At 42.0% G+C, this 16,807-nt stretch carries 15 protein-coding genes; 6 read left to right on the top strand and 9 right to left on the bottom strand.

Translation table 11 applies throughout. The features are described from left to right. Nucleotides 1-113 precede the first annotated feature (113 nt). The 5 genes from HOP08_03510 to HOP08_03490 are packed head-to-tail and all read right to left on the bottom strand — an operon-like array spanning nucleotide 114 to nucleotide 4,491. On the bottom strand, nucleotides 114-758 hold the full coding sequence (locus HOP08_03510; GenBank protein ID NOT73970.1) for a Pr6Pr family membrane protein: 645 nt from the start codon (nucleotides 756-758) through the stop codon (nucleotides 114-116). 38 nt (nucleotides 759-796) lie between these two features. Next, entirely contained in the window at nucleotides 797-1,108 is a 312-nt protein-coding gene (locus HOP08_03505) for a DUF952 domain-containing protein (protein NOT73969.1), read from the bottom strand. Between the two features lie 17 nt (nucleotides 1,109-1,125). Further along, nucleotides 1,126-2,931 (bottom strand): long-chain fatty acid--CoA ligase, encoded by a 1,806-nt coding sequence (locus HOP08_03500; protein NOT73968.1) that lies wholly within the window; start codon nucleotides 2,929-2,931, stop codon nucleotides 1,126-1,128. After that, nucleotides 2,918-3,751, bottom strand: a complete 834-nt coding sequence (locus HOP08_03495) for an alpha/beta fold hydrolase (GenBank protein NOT73967.1) — start codon at nucleotides 3,749-3,751, stop codon at nucleotides 2,918-2,920. Before HOP08_03495 ends, HOP08_03500 begins: the two co-directional genes overlap by 14 nt. Nucleotides 3,752-3,762: 11 nt before the next feature. Continuing rightward, a complete protein-coding gene (locus tag HOP08_03490) occupies nucleotides 3,763-4,491 on the bottom strand; it encodes an alpha/beta hydrolase (GenBank protein NOT73966.1) in 729 nt (242 codons plus the stop codon). A 153-nt stretch (nucleotides 4,492-4,644) separates the two neighbouring features. Here HOP08_03490 and HOP08_03485 point away from each other — a divergent pair, with 153 nt between their 5' ends. Next, nucleotides 4,645-7,485, top strand: coding sequence for a CHAT domain-containing protein (locus HOP08_03485; protein NOT73965.1), 2,841 nt, complete (start codon nucleotides 4,645-4,647; stop codon nucleotides 7,483-7,485). 315 nt (nucleotides 7,486-7,800) lie between these two features. On the opposite strand, the gene HOP08_03480 is transcribed toward HOP08_03485, so the two are convergent. Next, entirely contained in the window at nucleotides 7,801-9,075 is a 1,275-nt protein-coding gene (locus tag HOP08_03480; protein ID NOT73964.1) for a M20/M25/M40 family metallo-hydrolase, read from the bottom strand. Between the two features lie 59 nt (nucleotides 9,076-9,134). On the opposite strand from HOP08_03480, the gene HOP08_03475 reads away from it, so the two are divergent. After that, nucleotides 9,135-10,247, top strand: coding sequence for a beta-lactamase family protein (locus tag HOP08_03475; protein ID NOT73963.1), 1,113 nt, complete (start codon nucleotides 9,135-9,137; stop codon nucleotides 10,245-10,247). A 16-nt stretch (nucleotides 10,248-10,263) separates the two neighbouring features. Here the strand turns inward: HOP08_03475 and HOP08_03470 are convergent, their stop codons facing one another. Both HOP08_03470 and HOP08_03465 read right to left on the bottom strand, forming a co-directional pair. Continuing rightward, a complete protein-coding gene (locus HOP08_03470) occupies nucleotides 10,264-10,953 on the bottom strand; it encodes a DUF3667 domain-containing protein (protein NOT73962.1) in 690 nt (229 codons plus the stop codon). Between the two features lie 29 nt (nucleotides 10,954-10,982). Then, nucleotides 10,983-11,432, bottom strand: coding sequence for a KTSC domain-containing protein (locus tag HOP08_03465; GenBank protein NOT73961.1), 450 nt, complete (start codon nucleotides 11,430-11,432; stop codon nucleotides 10,983-10,985). Nucleotides 11,433-11,538: 106 nt separating this feature from the next. On the opposite strand from HOP08_03465, the gene HOP08_03460 reads away from it, so the two are divergent. Further along, nucleotides 11,539-13,521, top strand: coding sequence for a DUF3857 domain-containing protein (locus tag HOP08_03460; GenBank protein NOT73960.1), 1,983 nt, complete (start codon nucleotides 11,539-11,541; stop codon nucleotides 13,519-13,521). Between the two features lie 4 nt (nucleotides 13,522-13,525). Here the strand turns inward: HOP08_03460 and HOP08_03455 are convergent, their stop codons facing one another. Next, complete coding sequence (locus HOP08_03455; protein NOT73959.1) at nucleotides 13,526-14,326, bottom strand: glycoside hydrolase family 16 protein; 801 nt, start codon at nucleotides 14,324-14,326, stop codon at nucleotides 13,526-13,528. Nucleotides 14,327-14,471: 145 nt separating this feature from the next. Here HOP08_03455 and HOP08_03450 point away from each other — a divergent pair, with 145 nt between their 5' ends. Genes HOP08_03450 through HOP08_03440 form a run of 3 tightly spaced genes read left to right on the top strand, consistent with a single transcriptional unit; the run spans nucleotide 14,472 to nucleotide 16,769 of the window. Then, complete coding sequence (locus tag HOP08_03450) at nucleotides 14,472-15,026, top strand: RNA polymerase sigma factor (GenBank protein ID NOT73958.1); 555 nt, start codon at nucleotides 14,472-14,474, stop codon at nucleotides 15,024-15,026. Between the two features lie 28 nt (nucleotides 15,027-15,054). After that, complete coding sequence (locus HOP08_03445) at nucleotides 15,055-15,837, top strand: HEAT repeat domain-containing protein (GenBank protein NOT73957.1); 783 nt, start codon at nucleotides 15,055-15,057, stop codon at nucleotides 15,835-15,837. Nucleotides 15,838-15,848: 11 nt separating this feature from the next. Then, a complete protein-coding gene (locus HOP08_03440) occupies nucleotides 15,849-16,769 on the top strand; it encodes a hypothetical protein (GenBank protein NOT73956.1) in 921 nt (306 codons plus the stop codon). Nucleotides 16,770-16,807 lie beyond the last annotated feature (38 nt).

Below are 16,807 nucleotides of genomic sequence, written 5' to 3'. Positions count from 1 at the left end.
TTCCTTTAAGGTTTTGGTTGCAGGTTTTTTAGTTTCCTTCTTTTTGTCTTGACCTTTTGACATGATGATTAGGATTTAGTTATGCTCAAAATTAAGAAGATTTTTAATAAATGTTAATGCTCGTTATGAAACACATTATTATTAAGCGTTATCATCAGGAACCCCAGGGCTCCGTATGCCACCAATAGCAGGAGGCCATTCACAAAGGTCATTCCGTATCCGATCATGGAAACGTCAATAAACGGATAAGGATAGGTACCCGTAATCAGGCCCTTCAGCAGGATTAGGATGAAATATCCCAGGGGATATAAAAGTATCACCAACACATTAGTCAAGGACTGATGCTCTTTTTGAGCCATGATAATCCAGTACAGGCAATAGACTATTGGAACAATTGTATGAAGTAACAGGTCAACCACGAATTGTAGTCCGGTAGGTGTCCACATCTGCGCCAGCACAATATGATAAGTAGCGCCTACGATAAAGATGTAAACAAAGAGGGCAACCTGAACAATAGGCCGCGCAAAGAACTTACCCATCGGAGAGTCTTTAAAATACAGGAAAGAGGCGAAGCACAGCGCTACAAGAATATTGGTGAGGATCGTCATGTAACTAAAGAACCGGATAGTTTCCCCGAAGTAGGATAATTCTTTTTCGGCCGCTGTTGCCATCATAAGACAAAACTGGATAACCACTGCCAACCCTCCACAAACTAATCCTGTAAATTGAAAAATTTGCTTTACCGTAAAACGATTCATCGAACTCTCTGTTAATTATTTTTTTAAAAATACAATTTTTATTGAGGGAGAGAAAAATTGCTAAGGGGAGTTACCTTCAAAATAGAATTCATGGAAATGCCACCGTATACATGCGGGAATAATTCTCCTGTTCCACCTACTTCGTATAAAAGTTTGACGTCCAGTTTTGATTCATCGATCTCCAGGATCAGCAGATCTGTTTGTCCTGAATAATAACGCTGAAGAACACCTTTGAGCTGATCTGCTTTAGAGCAATGAATAAAACCCTCTCTTTCAAATTCCAGCGGCGCATAATGACTTCTATTCTTTTGCCCTTCCCAGTAGTTTTTTGGTGTAATGTGATAGATCATATTCTCAATCTCAATTCCTAACTCTCATACATTTTGGTAACCTCCCCTTTGTAGTTCTCCTCCAGCAAACGTCTCACCGGCTTCAAGGTCGTGGTCAGTTCTCCTTTTTCAATACTCCAGTCTTCATGGCACAGGGTGAAATTCCGGATGCGCTCTACATTAGGGAGATTGTTATTGAGTGCATCAATCTCTTCCTGGAATCGCGCACGTACCTTTATATTATGAACCATAAACTGAGGTGAAGTCCAGTGAATACTCTCCTGATTACACCACGCCTCCAGTATGGGCATATTGGGTACGATCAGCGCCGTAACAAAGGGTCGCTGAAAGCCGATGATAAGACACCGTTCAATGAATAGCGATCTGGTAAAATGATTCTGAAGAGGAGCGGGGGCAATATACTTCCCTGAAGATGTTTTAAAGATCTCTTTCTTCCGATCGGTGATCTTTAGAAAATGTCCATGAACAAACTTCCCGATATCACCCGTGCGAAACCATCCGTCTTCTGTAAAAGCTTCTTTGGTGATCTCTGGTCTTTTAAAATATCCTTGCGTTACATTCGGACCTTTGACAAGTATCTCACCCTGATGATCTTCATCGGGTTCATCAATTCTTATATCGATTCCCGGAATCGGCAGGCCAACAGTTCCGAACCTATTTAAACCAGGATCAAACCTGTTCATTGTAATGAGAGGTGCGGTCTCTGTCATTCCATAACCTTCAATAACTTTTATTCCTGTTGCCGAGAACAATCTTCCTATCTCAGGACGAAGTGATGCTGCACCCACCACCATATACCGGATCTTTCTTCCGAGCTTTTTGCGCCATTTGTTAAGCACTAATATTCTTGCAAGAAACAACTTGACTGCAAATATTGGCCGAACTCTTGCCGATGAGCCGTATTCCTTACCCACTTCAAGCGCCCAGGTAACAATCTTTCGTTTGATAAAACTCTTATCAAGCATCTGCTCTTCAAGAAAGTCGTACATTTTTTCCAGCACACGCGGCACACTCGTGCAGAAATTAGGTTGAACAGTTCTGAAGTCGTGAACAAAGCTATCCTTGTTTTGACTGAAGTATAGCGATACACCAAAAGCCATGTAGGTGTAGCATGTCATCCGTTCAAAAATGTGACTGAATGGTAAAAAGCTGATCACACGATCTCCGGGCTCAATGGGAAGTAATGTCAGAACGGATTTTATATTATGAATAATGTTGCGATGTGTGAGCATAACTCCTTTCGGGATGCCGCTGCTGCCGGAGGTATACAGGATTGTGAATACATCACTCTCCGAAATACTTGATTTAAGTGCTTCGAGGATGGATGATGATCCGGAAGAAACTTCTTTAAGTCTGAGTGGTTCGAAATAACCCAATTCCTTTGAGTCGATATGAAAGATCTTTATTTTCTGTTCAGCGGAGGTAGTGATCAATGAGATCTTTTGAGCGAGTTCTGGATCGGCAGTAATGCACAGTCTTGCCTCTGTTTCATTCAGGATCATTTCAATCTCCTCAGATCGTGAAGTGGGATGGACAGGTACTGAGATCAATCCCGCCTGCTGACATGCATAGTCGAGGATCATCCATTCCGGCCGTCCGAGAATTGGAACAAAAATTATCTTTTCACCTTTGGTGTATCCATTTTCGATAAGCCAGCCTGAAACTGCGTCAATGTTCTTTCCGATCTCCTGAATGGAATATGATCTCCATGAATTCGATTCAAATGTGTTCAGGGATTTCTGATTAGGATACTTCTGACTTTGATATCGGATAATATCAAAGACGCGGGTAAAGTCTATGGAAGGTCTCTTAATGATTTCCATCGGGGCGATCAGGCTGTTTTTCAACAGCGGGCTTTACATACAATATATTATAGAGTATTTCGAAGAATTCAGGAAACTCAGGCAGGTTATTATGACGTCCGCCTTCAATTTTATGTAGCGTAATTTTCTCAGGAAAAAGCGCTTTTAGCTTTTCGCTTTGGGAGAATGAGATAAGCCTGTCATGTGTGCCATGGATGATATGAACAGGACACTCTGTTGTTTTGAGATATTGATCAGTTCTTATGTCATACTTTAATATCCACTTTAATGGAGTAAAAAAGAGATATCGGTTTACATTGTAATAAAAGCTGAAATAAGGTGAATCAAGAATGAGCTTGCCTACTTTATTCCAGGAAGCAATACGTGCAGCAATGCCGCTGCCCCAGGATCTTCCGTATAGAATAATCTTGTCCTCCGGATAGGATTGAGCCAGCCATTTATAAATATACTGTGCGTCGTTAAAAAGTTTTGACTGACTTCTCTTTCCGCGACTTTTCCCAAAGCCACGATAGTCCATCATAAAGAAATCATAGCCATTGCTGACGAAGTCTTTTGCAAATTTTCCCCAGCCCTTTATGCTTTTGGAATTTCCTTTAAGGTAATAGACTACTCCAAGCGAGTTCGGGACTTTAAAAAAGATGGCGTTGATCTTGCCTCCGTCTTCCATTTCAAAATCCAGCTCTTCGAAAGGAAAAGGATACTTGTATTGAAAAGAAGAGGTAAGTTTTTCTGGCCGAAAGAAAGCGAGATGCTGAAAGAAAAAGAATGAAATGCAGATCAGTGCATAAACTACCGATATGGTGATAATGAAACTGATCATTGTATATAATCTTATTTTAAATTCTCCCTTATTACTTCATGGTACTCCTTAAAGTCACGAAGATTCTTATGACCACCGTCCTTAATGATCACGAATTGATCCTGTTCATTCAATAAAGGCTTTAATTCAAGAGCAGAAGACAGCGGCACCACCCAGTCGTTGGTTCCGTGAATGATTACTTTTTTACACTTGATCAGGGATAGAAATTCCTTGTTGGAAAACTTATAGTTTAATGGAAACAGCCCCAATACTGTTTTCAGCGGAGGATGAACGGCGCCCTTCAGTTCATCAAATGGAGTTTCAAGAATGAGTAACTCAGGATTGGCGGTAGTTGCAAGGTGAGAGGCAACAGCAGATCCCAATGATCTTCCATAAATGATAAGCCTGCTATAGACAAGGTTTTGCCTTGACCAATCCAGTATAGTCTGTGCGTCTTTATATAAGTTGATCTCATCGGGTGTTCCTGTGCTTTTGCCATAGCCACGATAATCCATCATCAGAACGTCGTAGTCGAGAGAAGTAAGATCAACAGCATAATTTCCCCAACGTTGAAGATTGTCGGCATTGCCATGAAAATAAAGAATGAGTCCGCGGGAGGTATTCTTTGATTTAAAAATGATCACATTCAGGGATTGACCATCTTCTGTTTTTATAAAATGTTCCTCAAAAGGTTCAGCAAACTTAAAAGCGTAATCGGAGGCAAGTGATTTCTTTTGAAAGATGAGCGAATCCTGAAACATGTAAATGCTTATTATAATAATGAGAAAAGCTCCTGAAAGTATTCCCAGTACGCTGCCGATGACCTTTGCTGTTTTGATAGTTTTCAGGATTGGTAAAAATAGGATTTTTTTAGTCTGTTTTTTTCGAACTTGTAGCCTGCTTAAAATTCGGAAATGCGGTTTCTCATAGTTTTAATAATCTTCGGAAGTGTAATTCTCCCGACACTGGCACAGGAACTGAAAGTTCGTACCCGCCAGGTTGATTATACCCAATATGATCAGGCGTTAACATCTATTGGCTATGCTGCTGACAAACTAAAGGCCGCTCAAAGATTGTTGGATATTTCCAACTCATTATTTACACCTGTTGATGAAGAGTATTTTAATGCCCGGAAAATGTCTGCCATCTATTTTGAGATGGCCTTTGATCATGCCCGTGCCATCGAACTGACAGAGCAGGCGATCGATGCTTATGAAAAAAATTATCCGTTTTATACAAGGGGATATCAGACGGTTACCAATGAGTATGCACTCTATTCGTACCTGGATCTTTCACGTTATCTCAGGGCTCTCAATCTTTTTGAAAAAGCAATCAAATATCTTGAGAACAAAAGACCTCTGTTAGAAACGAATCCTTCTAACTACGTGCGACAACAATTCTATAGTGAATACTCCCAGGCATTGCTGGGAGCAGAGCGATATGAAGAAGCAATTGCTGTGGCGTTGAAATTAAAAGAGCTCACGGAGTCAGGAGCATTGGCACTCAGTGGACCGTCACCTGATGAAATCTATAAGATCAATCCGAAGGATCTGCCCGAAGTCCAGGAATACATGAAGAAGGCCAAAGAAGATTATATCAAGGCCATGAAGAAAAGTCAGGAGTCTCTTCTGGGAGGACAACGCATCACGTATAACATGGTGCTTGGAAATGCTTATTACCAGCAGTTCAAGTTTACAGAGAGTATTCCTTATCTCAAGGCGACTGCAGATCAGATGAAAGCGATGATGGAAAGCTCAAGGAAAATAATGAGTGAGTCAAAGGCGCAGATGGCGACGTATCAGCTTCCAGATTCCGTAAGGGCGCTGATGGACCAGTCTGCTATTTACCTTGACCGCATTTCAGAGATCGGAGGATCATCGACATTGATCGTGATCGCAGCAACGAAAGCAAATCAGATAGCTCTGGCCAAACAGTATGCCGACGGATATATCAGCAGGGCAGTGTTGAATCAGTTGAATAGCAAGTTTACTGAATCAGAAAAAGAGTATAAAGCTGCTTTTGATGCGATGAAGTCCATGGCGAATTACAAGTTTGCCGGATCGGCTTCTCAAATGCGCAAAGGATTTCTGTCGTTCTATCTGAATATGGAAATTCAGTCAGGCAAGCTTACAGAAGCATATGATGAAAGCAAAACCACTTTGCTGGAAGAAGAAGCGCAACTCAAGAAGAACTTTCAATACTTTACTGAAAGTGAAAAGAAAGAATTCTTCAAAGCTTACAACCAAAAGCTGGAGAGGTTCTATTCTCTGCTTCTTTTGATGACTGAGAAAAATGATAATCGTTCTGCAGAGCTCCTTGATAAAATATTGCAGACAAAAGGTATCATTCTTGATGTAACGCGTGAGCAGGAGAAACTTTTAAAGAAGATAAAGGACAAGCCTACGCTGGAGCAGATTGCCATGATCCGGAAGCTCCGGGATAAGGTTGCTGCATTTTATCAGTTAAGCCTGAAGTCATCCAATCCAGCCATGGCCGACTCGATCAACCGGATATCAATAAGAATTAATGACCTGGAAAGAAAAGTGAATGAGAAGCTTGGAACAGTTACGGATATATTAAAACCTGTAAGCTGGAAGCAGATTCAATCAAAGCTGAAATCAGACGGCATCTATCTTGAGATACTTCGGCTAAAGCGTGATGATTTTGCTTTTGATAAACCTGTAACTCAGTATTGGGGCTTTGTCGTTAAACCGGGTGCTGCAAGTCCTGTCCTGTTCAAGATCAGTGATGGAGAGGCATTCGAAGGTAAGAGTCTTAAAAATTACCAGAACAGAATCCGGAACCAACTGGAAGATGTCGAAAGCTATAAAACATATTGGGCCTCCTTGTCGGAAAAGCTGGAAGGAAGCACAAAGATCATTCTGAGCGGAGATGGAGTTTATCATATGATCAACCCACTGACCCTCAAGAACCCTCAATCGGATAAGTATCTTTTGAATGAGATTTCTCTGGCAAGGGTTTCAACAGGAAGAGATGTATTAAGTATTGTTCCACTGACCGCTGCCAATCAACAAATTGCATTGATCGGAAATCCGGAATTTGCTATGAGCAGAAAAGGATTGACAAATAAGTATCAGGGCAATGAATTTGTAGCTGTTGAAAATGATGGAGTTGTTGTTCGCAGTGGTTTGTCTGAGCTTCCCGGAACGCAGAAGGAAGTTGAGTCGATTCAATCCATGGCTTCTGATAAAGGAATAAAGAGCAATGTGCTTTCCGGAGCACAGGCAACCGAAGCTGGTGTCAAGAATCTAAAGAACCAACAGATACTGCACCTCGCAACGCATGGAGAGTTTGATCAGTTCAGTCGGGCGGACAGTTACCTTAAAGCAAAACTAATCCTTGCAGGTGCAGGTGACGATCAGCCTTTCACGATGACGGACTATTCAAAGTATGAAGACGGATTCCTGACTGCTTATGAAGTGACACAGCTTGAATTATCACAAACTAACCTTGTCGTATTGTCGGCATGCGAAACAGGAACCGGGGACATACAAAGTGGGGAAGGAGTTTGGGGACTTCAGCGTGCTTTCCAACTTGCCGGCGCAAAGACTGTGATGGGTTCTCTTTGGAAGATCAGTGATGAAGCAACCGTTACCTTCATGCAGGAATTCTATGCACGATATTTCAGCGGAGCAGGAATCAATGCTTCCTATAAAGCAGCGATGGAGGTGACAATGAAAGAATATCCGCATCCATATTTCTGGGGAGCATTTACTCTAACCGGAGTGAATTGAATGCGGGTTTTATCTGAGATTAATTCATTGTCATTCTGCGAACGTATCCAACACAGCACACTGTGTTATCTCATGAGCGCATAAGCGAATACTCCAACAACTGGTGTAAACAACAATAATTCCATCCAGGTGATTTGGCTAAGCTTAACAATGAACTGTTTCATGGGGGTGTTTTTAATAGTATGCAGCTGAACGGCCAATCCCCCAGTATGGTTTAGAAAAAGAAAAATAAATATATAAGCCAACCTTTTAGACGCTTTGTCGTAAGGACAAAATCCAATTTGAAAAGTTGAAACGTAAGGGTTAAAGTGAGTTTTATTTTTCAACACCTGCTTCGGCGAGGATCACCAGCAATCCAAACTTTATTCCTTCAGCGCCCTTCTCATTGATCCACCATTCTGCAAGAGAATGTTCATTGTCACTTTTGCCTCCGGCACCAATTGTGATGGCAGGAATTCCTTTCGAGATAGGAATGTTGGCATTGGTTGAAACAACTCCAAGACTCGGTGTCAGGCCAAAGGATTTTGCAGCAGCCACACTACGCTGTACGATTGCTGAAGCTTCTGGTGTGGAACCTGAAGGACGAAATCCAATCCGTTCAATAAGAAGAGTTAATGGAGGACCTTTTACAATAGTCTTATTGTATTCCTCCAGTCCACGGTTCATGGTAGACTTGAAAATCGAATCAATCTTTTTTAGCTGAACGGGACTTTCAGAACGCATGTCAACTTCCGCCCAGGATTCGAAAGGAATTGAATTAACAGAAGTTCCGCCACCGGTTCGTCCTACGTTAAAGCTAGTTGGTTTACCTGTAGCTGTGAATTTTGAAGCCGCATCAGAAAAGTAATTTACACCTTTCGCCATAGCATGATGTGGATTACCAATGCCAAACGCTGCCCAGGAGTGACCCCCGGGTCCTTTGTATGTAACGCGATAACGCACTGCACCTAAGCCACCATTAACAATGTAGGCCGGATCTGTTCCATCAATAGAGATCCATGAATCTGCTTTGATCTTACTTTTTTCAAAAAAGTATTTTATGCCTCGCAAATCTCCAAGTCCTTCTTCTCCAACACTTGCGAGAAAGAGAACATCATTAATAGTTTCGACATTTGCTTTTTCCATGGCGCGAAAGATGGTAAGCATGGCAATGAGGCCACGTGTATCGTCTGAAATGCCAGGTGCAAAAAGTGTGTCGCCTTTGATCTTAACTTTTACGTTGGTTCCTTCCGGGAATACAGTATCAAGATGAGCATCTACAACAACTGTACGAGTGCTCTTTTTTCCTTTACGCAATGCGTACACATTTCCGAGTGAATCAATATATACTCTTGCGCCGGCGAATTCCAGTAATTCCAGATAGCGTTTAGCGCGTACACTTTCTTTAAAGGGAGGGGCAGGAATTTCAGTTAACTCAATATGATCCTTGCGTGTAGTAGCCTCAAGATTATCGATAGCGATAAATGCATCCTTAACGGATTTTTTCTGCATCAGCTCTTTTATCTCTTTGGAGTAGGGATCATTCTTTTTTTGTCCGGAAGCAATGGAAAATGCCGCAAGAAGAATGACAGCCGGGAAGATGAATTTCATAATGAGAGCAGGTTGGACGATAAAGTTATTAAATTTCGGACGTTATTCGATTCAAAGATATGAGGAATAAGATTCTTTTGATGGTTATACTGATATGGATGTCTGTAGCATCCTTTTGTCAGACTGCCAGAGAGAAGTATAATTTCAATTTACTTTCCAATGACATCCTTCAGATTGTAAAAGAAACAAAAGCAGTCGGTGTAAGTGTTGCCCTTATTGATAACTATGAGGTTGTCTGGGCACGTGGATTTGGAATGAATGAAATTGGTACCACAGATAGCGTTAGAATCACAACACTTTTTCAGGCAGCATCAATCACAAAACCAGTAACCGCTATGGCGGTAGTGAAAAAATTTAATCAGGGGGCCATATTGCTCACAGATGATGTCGACAAACAATTAATTTCCTGGCATATCCCTGAAAACTATCTTACTAAAGAAGCACCCGTTACTGTAAAGCAACTTCTGAGTCACACCTCCGGGATCACCAATAAAGAGGTTCCGATGTATCATCCGAATGATAAACTTCCCACCCTTGTGCAGGCGTTGAAAGGTGAAAGTCCTGCTGAGAATGAACCTGTTGTTATGGCGTATTATCCAGGTAAAACCTTCTCTTATTCAGGCTGGGGCTATGGTATCCTTGAACTGTTGTTGATGGATACCGAGAAGAAAAATTTTCCCAAGGTGATTCAGGATGAGGTGTTCGATCCGCTTCAAATGTCCAACAGCACTTTTGCCTACCAGCTGCCCAATGAGAAATTCAAATCCATTGCCTATGGACATGAGCAGAATAAGGTTTTCGAACATAAGTATTATGTCATGGAGCCTTTAAGTCCCGGTGGTCTCTGGACCACGCCCACCGATCTTGCAAAGTTCATTATTGAGATACAGTTGTCTTTGATTGGAAAATCAAACAAGGTATTGACTCAAAACAGCACGAAGCTGATGCTGACGCCGGTGCTCAATGACTATGCATTGGGTTTTACAAAAGAGAGAAGAGGAAACAATGTATTGTTTTTCGGTCATGACGGCCAGAACTATGGATACATATGCAGCATGCTGGGCAGTGTTGAGAATGGTCGCGGAGTAGTGATCATGACCAACTCCGACAATGGCTGGAAGGCCATCAATAAGATCAAGAAGCTGGTGGGAAGAAAGTACTGGGGTTTTTGAAAGCCTAAGGACTTGATTACATAAGACTTGTCAGAAACTGCACTCCGCCCAGCATTGCAATCACGGTTACAAAATATAGAATCGTAAGCAGGATAGATCTTATCCACGTCAAGCGGAATACTTTCTTTGTGAAGAAGATATAATAGATGATAATGGGTACGAGCGAAAGAAAGCTGACCATTGATTTCTTTTCATTGAGAAGAGGTGCGGAGTAAATGATCTGAAGAATCATAAAGCTGCATACGCCCATCAGGAATAATTGCGACGTTTGATAAATAGCAATAACAAGATGTTCGGTTCCATTCTTCTCCTTTTTGAACAATAGAAAATTCCAGACCCAGACTGAAATGCTGAGGAACAGTGCAATCAGATAATCTGTTGATTCTCCATCAGTCGTATAATGGGGCACCAGCTTTAAATAGATAAGATCCAGTAAAAGAGAGATACCTATTACGGTAATGAGATACTTAACCGGATTTGTAAACCGGATGGTACTTCCTCCAAGATATTCTTTTATGATGTAAGCGGGGCGAACCGTCAGCTGCTTCATCGTGTAGAGAAACCCCCTGTCAAAATCCAGGATGCCAATAATTGAATCCTTGATGAACTTAAATGTGTATGGAACCTTCAGGACTTTCTGACCGCAGTGTGAGCAATATGGCCCATCAACTTTTGCATTACAATTACGACAGGCATGAAGTTCCATGTCATAAATCTAATAAAACGACCTGATGTTTATTCCTTTTCTGAAGCCTTCGATACTCTTCTGTACACGAACTCATGATAAATATGTCGTCTAGCGAAGCGATCAGGCGTGTCTGAATTCACCAGCTTATCAAAAGTGTTTTTGGGTAATCCGAAGTACTCGTAGGAACTGCCATCGGCAAAATTGATCTGCAGTGTCTGGGACTTATATTGAAAATCAATCAGGCGGGACGAGGTAATAACCTGGGTATATTGTTCTTTCTGTGATTCGCGTGTTTCCGGAGCGATGCTCACCAATAGATGGTAGGCTTCAATAAACGCTTTGCTTTTTTCTTCTGCTTCCAGTTTTGCCTGTGGATTGTCCTGGATCTTGTCAGGATGCCAGTCCTTCATAAAAGTGCGGTAAATAGTCTTCAGTTCTTTGAGATCTGCGTTCTTATCAACGCCCAACAGCTTTCTGGAATCAATTATTTTTTTCATATCGGCCGCAAAAATAAACTTTTTATATGAATTAAGACCTGTGGGATTCAGAGATTTCCTTCAGGTATGAGGGAAAAACTTTAATTTGGTATTCCTATCTAACCTCATGAGAATATTTTCCCTTCTATCGATTGCAGCTATGTTAATAGGGTCTCCTGTTGTTCTGCTTGCGCAATTCCACAATGGATTCCCTTACGGAAAAATTACCTATGCTGAACTCGATCTCACGGTTTATCCTAACGACACTTCCGCTAATGCTGTTGTTCTTAATGAATTCGGAGAAGCTTATATCGAGAATGGAGGAAACTACAATTTACTTTTCGAGCATCATTTTAAAATCAAGATCTTGAAAAAGGGCGGTCTGGATGAGGGTGACTTTAAGATCTACCTCGGCAAAAATAAAGACATAAAACAGACTGTCCGGTATGTTGAAGGTGTTACTTATAATTTTGAGAACGGGAAAATAAAGGAATCCAAGCTTCAGAAGACCTCTATGTTTGATGAGGTATTCAATGAATATGCAGACTTCAAGAAATTCACCATGCCTGACGTTAAGGTGGGAAGCGTTATTGAAGTACGATACATGGTGGAGTCTCCGTTTATTTTCAATTTCTGGCCCTGGAAATTTCAATCTGACTTACCGAAGAAGTATTCCGAGTTCTGGGCGCGAATCCCAGCGATATATGATTATAATATTTCCCTTCAGGGATTCCTGAAGCTGACAAAGAATGATGTGTCGCTTCAAAGGGAGTGCTTTCAGGCGGGCGCCTTCTATAAATCAGATTGCAGTTTCCATAAGTATGCTATCGAGAATGTTCCCGCTTTTATAAATGAGGATTTTATGACCTCCAGGGAAAATTTTATTTCGGCGATCAATTTTGAGCTCACTCAGGTACACGGCAGTAATGGTGTTACAAAAAAGTACACACAAACCTGGCCTGACGTTGATGCCTCCCTTCGCCTGCATGAGAATTTTGGAAACCAGATAAAAAAAGCGGCCAACATCTTTGAAGATAAGATTGCGGCTTTAACATCCATTGAAAAGGATCCCTTGAAAAAGGCAAAGCTCATCTATTCCTACATACAATCATTTTATGAATGGAATGAAAATTACAGCAAGTACACCGAGGATGGGGTTAAGGTAGCGTCTGAGAAAAGGATTGGAAATTCAAGTGAAATAAACTTATCCCTTGTTGCTGCTTTGCAGTCTGCTGGCCTGAATGCAGACCCCGTCATACTTGCAACCCGTCAGCAGAAACCTCCCAGTGAACTGTATCCTGTTGTTAGCGATTTCAACTATGTGATTGCCCATGTTGAGATCGGGAATCAGAAATTCCTTCTGGATGGCACCAGCAACCTGCTGCCGTTTGGTGTTATTCCTGAGCGATGCTTTAATGGTAGGGGAAGACTGGTGAGTAAAAATAAAGACGAGAGCCGCTGGGTAGATATTCTTCCCATTGAAAAGCAGAAGAAAAAAATAACCTTCCTGATGAAAATGGACAAAGACGGTGGCTTGAAAGGTGAAGCTTCCGTTATCTCTTATGGCTACGAAGCCTATGATAAGCGCAATGCCATATTGAATAAAGGAAAGGATGTCTATATAAAAGAGTTTCAGGACAAGATGAATGAAGCGATCATCTCTGACTACACCATTAAGAATCTGGATTCTATTGAAAGTCCGTTGACTGAAAAATATAAGATCGAAATAAATGCAGAGGTCGCCTCAGCTTCCACCATATTTCTTAACCCTTTCCTGCTGGACCGTTGGAAGACCAATTCACTTAAGTCACCCGACCGGTTGTATCCTGTCGACTTCGGTGCTCCGCTTGAAACGTCCTATTATTTTGTGCTCGATTATCCCGCAGAGTATATGCTGGATGAGTTTCCGAAGAATGCTGCTCTTGCCCTTCCGCAGAATGGAGGAAAATACATCTTCAGCCTGACGAATATGAATAACAAGATCACCATGATCAACAACCTTAACCTGACCAAAGGTGTTTACCTGTCTGATGAATACCCGGCACTCCGTGAGTTATTCAACATGGTAGTTCAGCTCCATCAGACTCAACTCGTTCTGAAGAAAAAGTAATCTCTTATTGATAGATCCTGACGTATTCCACTTCCATTCTCTTCGGCCAGATGTTCTCATCTACACCTTTCATTCCTCCCCAGTTGCCGCCTACGGCAAGATTCATGATCAAATGAAACCTCTGATCGAATGGCCAGCCTTTAAAATCTTCCTTTGGATCTCTGATGACGGTATGATATAATTTTTCATCCACAAAGAATTCCATTTTGTTCTCACTCCAGTTGATCGCATACACATGAAATTCATTCATGCTCCCCGGAACGGTGATCTTGCCTTCCTTCTGTGTTCCTTTGCCATGGTTATAAGTTTCGGTGTGAATGGTTCCATGCACCACTTCAGGATCAACACCAACATGTTCCATGATGTCGATCTCGCCACTTTGCGGCCAGCCACCATATTTCCAATCAGTGGATAACATCCAGATCGCCGGCCACGTCCCTCTTCCTTCCGGCAATTTTGCTTTTACTTCAATCCTCCCGTATAACCAATCTCCCTTAGACTTGCTGACAATACGTGAAGAGGTATAAGGCTTACCGCCTTTGGATTCTTTATGTGCTTCTATGATAAGCCTTCCATTTTCGACACGAACATTTTTCGTATCGTTGGTATAGTACTCAAGCTCGTTATTCCCCCAGCCACACACATTCGGACAGCCATCACCGAGATCGTAGTTCCATTTGCTTACATCGGGTGTCCCCGTTTTGTCAAACTCATCCGACCAGACCAGCTTTTTGAAGGGAGATGAATTCTGTGCGGACGCCATGATCTGTGAGATGACGAAAAGAATAGCAATAATGTATCGCATGGTGTGTCTTGTTATTGTGAATCAAATCTACTCAAAGCAATCGTTTTATTGATCAGGGCTTTTCTCCTGGATCTTCTGAAAATAAAATTCGCGAACTTGGTAACTATCGAAACTACTGCAGGTTAACCCCTCTGAAATCCGGATTTTGGAAGCAATTGCTGATAATGCATTAATGGAGAAGGTTCGCGACGGCGACCTGGACAGGCTGGGACTGTTGTTTGAACGCTATAAAAGGCCGTTGTATGGCTTCTTTTATGGTATGAACAGGGACCAGGAATTGAGCGAGGACCTCGTGCAGAATACCTTTTTGAGAATCCTGAAATACCGTCATCTCTTCCGCGGTGACGGCGACTTCAAAACATGGATGTTTCACATTGCGCGTAATGTGAGTCATGATCACTTCCGGAAGAACAAGATCAAGTTGAAGGAAAGTGTTGAGAAGTGGCAGGAACGTCTCGGTCATGATGAGAATCGCTCTACTGAAATGCAGAGTATGGAAGAACACGACATGCTCTCCCTCGCCATGGACAAACTGCCCTTTGAAAAGAGAGAAGTGCTGCTGCTGAGCAAGTACCAGGAAAAGAAGTATAAGGAGATCGGGGAGATACTTGGATGTTCAGAAGGAACTGTGAAAGTTAAAGTGTTCAGGGCCATGGAAGAGTTGCGGATCGTGTACAAGCAACTGGAGAAGATGATGTAGGTAAGTAGTGAATTATAAGTTTTGAATTATGGAAAAGAACAGAAGAGACGAGCTGGTAGCAAAGTACAACGAAGGACTTGCTGATCCCGCAGAAGTGAAGTTGATCGAGCAGTTGATTGAAGCAGGAGAGATCCAGCTTACGCAACTGACAGAGCTGGCATCATTGGATGAGCAGATGATCCATAGTGAAGACCCTACACCTTCTCTTAAAATGAACGACGATTTCTATTCCATGCTCTCGGCTGAGAAGAAGAAACTGAACAAGGGGTTTTCTTTTCACCTTCCGGAATGGAATATCCTTCTTCCACGAATTGCATTCGGTGCTGCCTTATTACTGGTTGGGTTTGCAATTGGTAATCTTATTCAGCCTTCAGCTGCACCCGGTAATGATGTTTCGGTACTTACAAAGCAGGTAGAGGATCTTAAAGAAATGATGATGCTCTCCCTTCTGGAAAAAGAATCGGCAAGCGAACGTCTCAGAGCCGTAAGTCTCACTGATGAAATGGACCAGGTGAGTGATAAGGTTACGATGGCTCTTTTTAAAACTCTGAACAGTGATGCCAATGTCAACGTAAGGTTGGCGGCGCTTGAAGCTCTTACTCCCTATGTCCGTCAGAGCGATGTGAGAAAAGGACTGATCATGTCGATCGCTCATCAGGATTCACCATTGGTACAGGTTACCCTCGCGGACCTGATGGTTGCTATTCAGGAAAAGAAATCTGTTGTTGAACTGCAAAAGCTGCTCGATAATGATTCCACACCAAAAGATATTAAGTCCAAGATCAAAAGAAGTATTGACGTTTTGATTTAAACAACGAAAACATGAAAGCAAGTTTATTGACAATATTACTTGGGTTGCTGACATTGAGTGTTTCAGCCCAGAGCTTTACCGAGAAGATCACCAAAGAGTTTTCTTTCGACAAGAAAGGACCGCAGAATGCATTGATGGTCTTTAACATCAATGGAAATGTAAAGGTGGAAGGATACAGTGGGGACAAGATCCTGGTGGAGGTTGAAAGAACCATTACCGGGAAAACAACCGAGCGGCTGGAGAGAGGCAAGCAGGAAATTCAACTTGGAGTTTCTCATCAGGCCGATACTATCATGCTCTATGTAAATAGTCCCTGCAATGAGTTCGGAAAGAATGTAAAGAACGACAGAAAGGGTTCAAGAAGCTGGTATAGCAACAGGAACAGGAATGGCTGGGGATATCTGTGGAGCGACAGAAGAGATGATGATGATTGCGGGTCAAGCAAGTACAATTACAAAATGGATTTCGTGATTAAAGTTCCGATGTCTGTGAATGTCATGGCGTCGACAATCAATCATGGTGACCTTGACCTTTCAAATATTAATGCGGCAATTACAGCCGACAACATCAACGGAAGCATCCGACTGAAAAATATTTCTGGCACCACACATGCTTCAACAATCAATGGTAGTGTAGATGTTGATTATTCCGGTAACCCTTCCGGAGATTCGAAGTATTACTCTTTGAATGGAGACATCAATGCGAATTTTAAAAAAGGACTTGCTGCACAGCTCACCTTCAAGAGTTTTAATGGTGATTTTTATTCATCTGTTAACGAGATCACACCGATGGCCGTGACCGTTGAGAAATACCAGAAGGGCGAAGGCATTGCATACAAAGTAAATGGCAATCGCTACAAAGTAAGGCAAGGCGGCCCGCTCCTGGACTTTGAAACCTTTAATGGAGATGTCTACCTGAGAGAAGTGAATTGAGTAAAGAGAAGTTGAATAAATATTTTGAAATCAGAAAA

Source organism: Cyclobacteriaceae bacterium, assembly GCA_013141055.1.
In the GTDB taxonomy this organism is placed as follows: domain Bacteria; phylum Bacteroidota; class Bacteroidia; order Cytophagales; family Cyclobacteriaceae; genus ELB16-189.
This window is presented reverse-complemented; position numbering and strand designations above follow the sequence as displayed.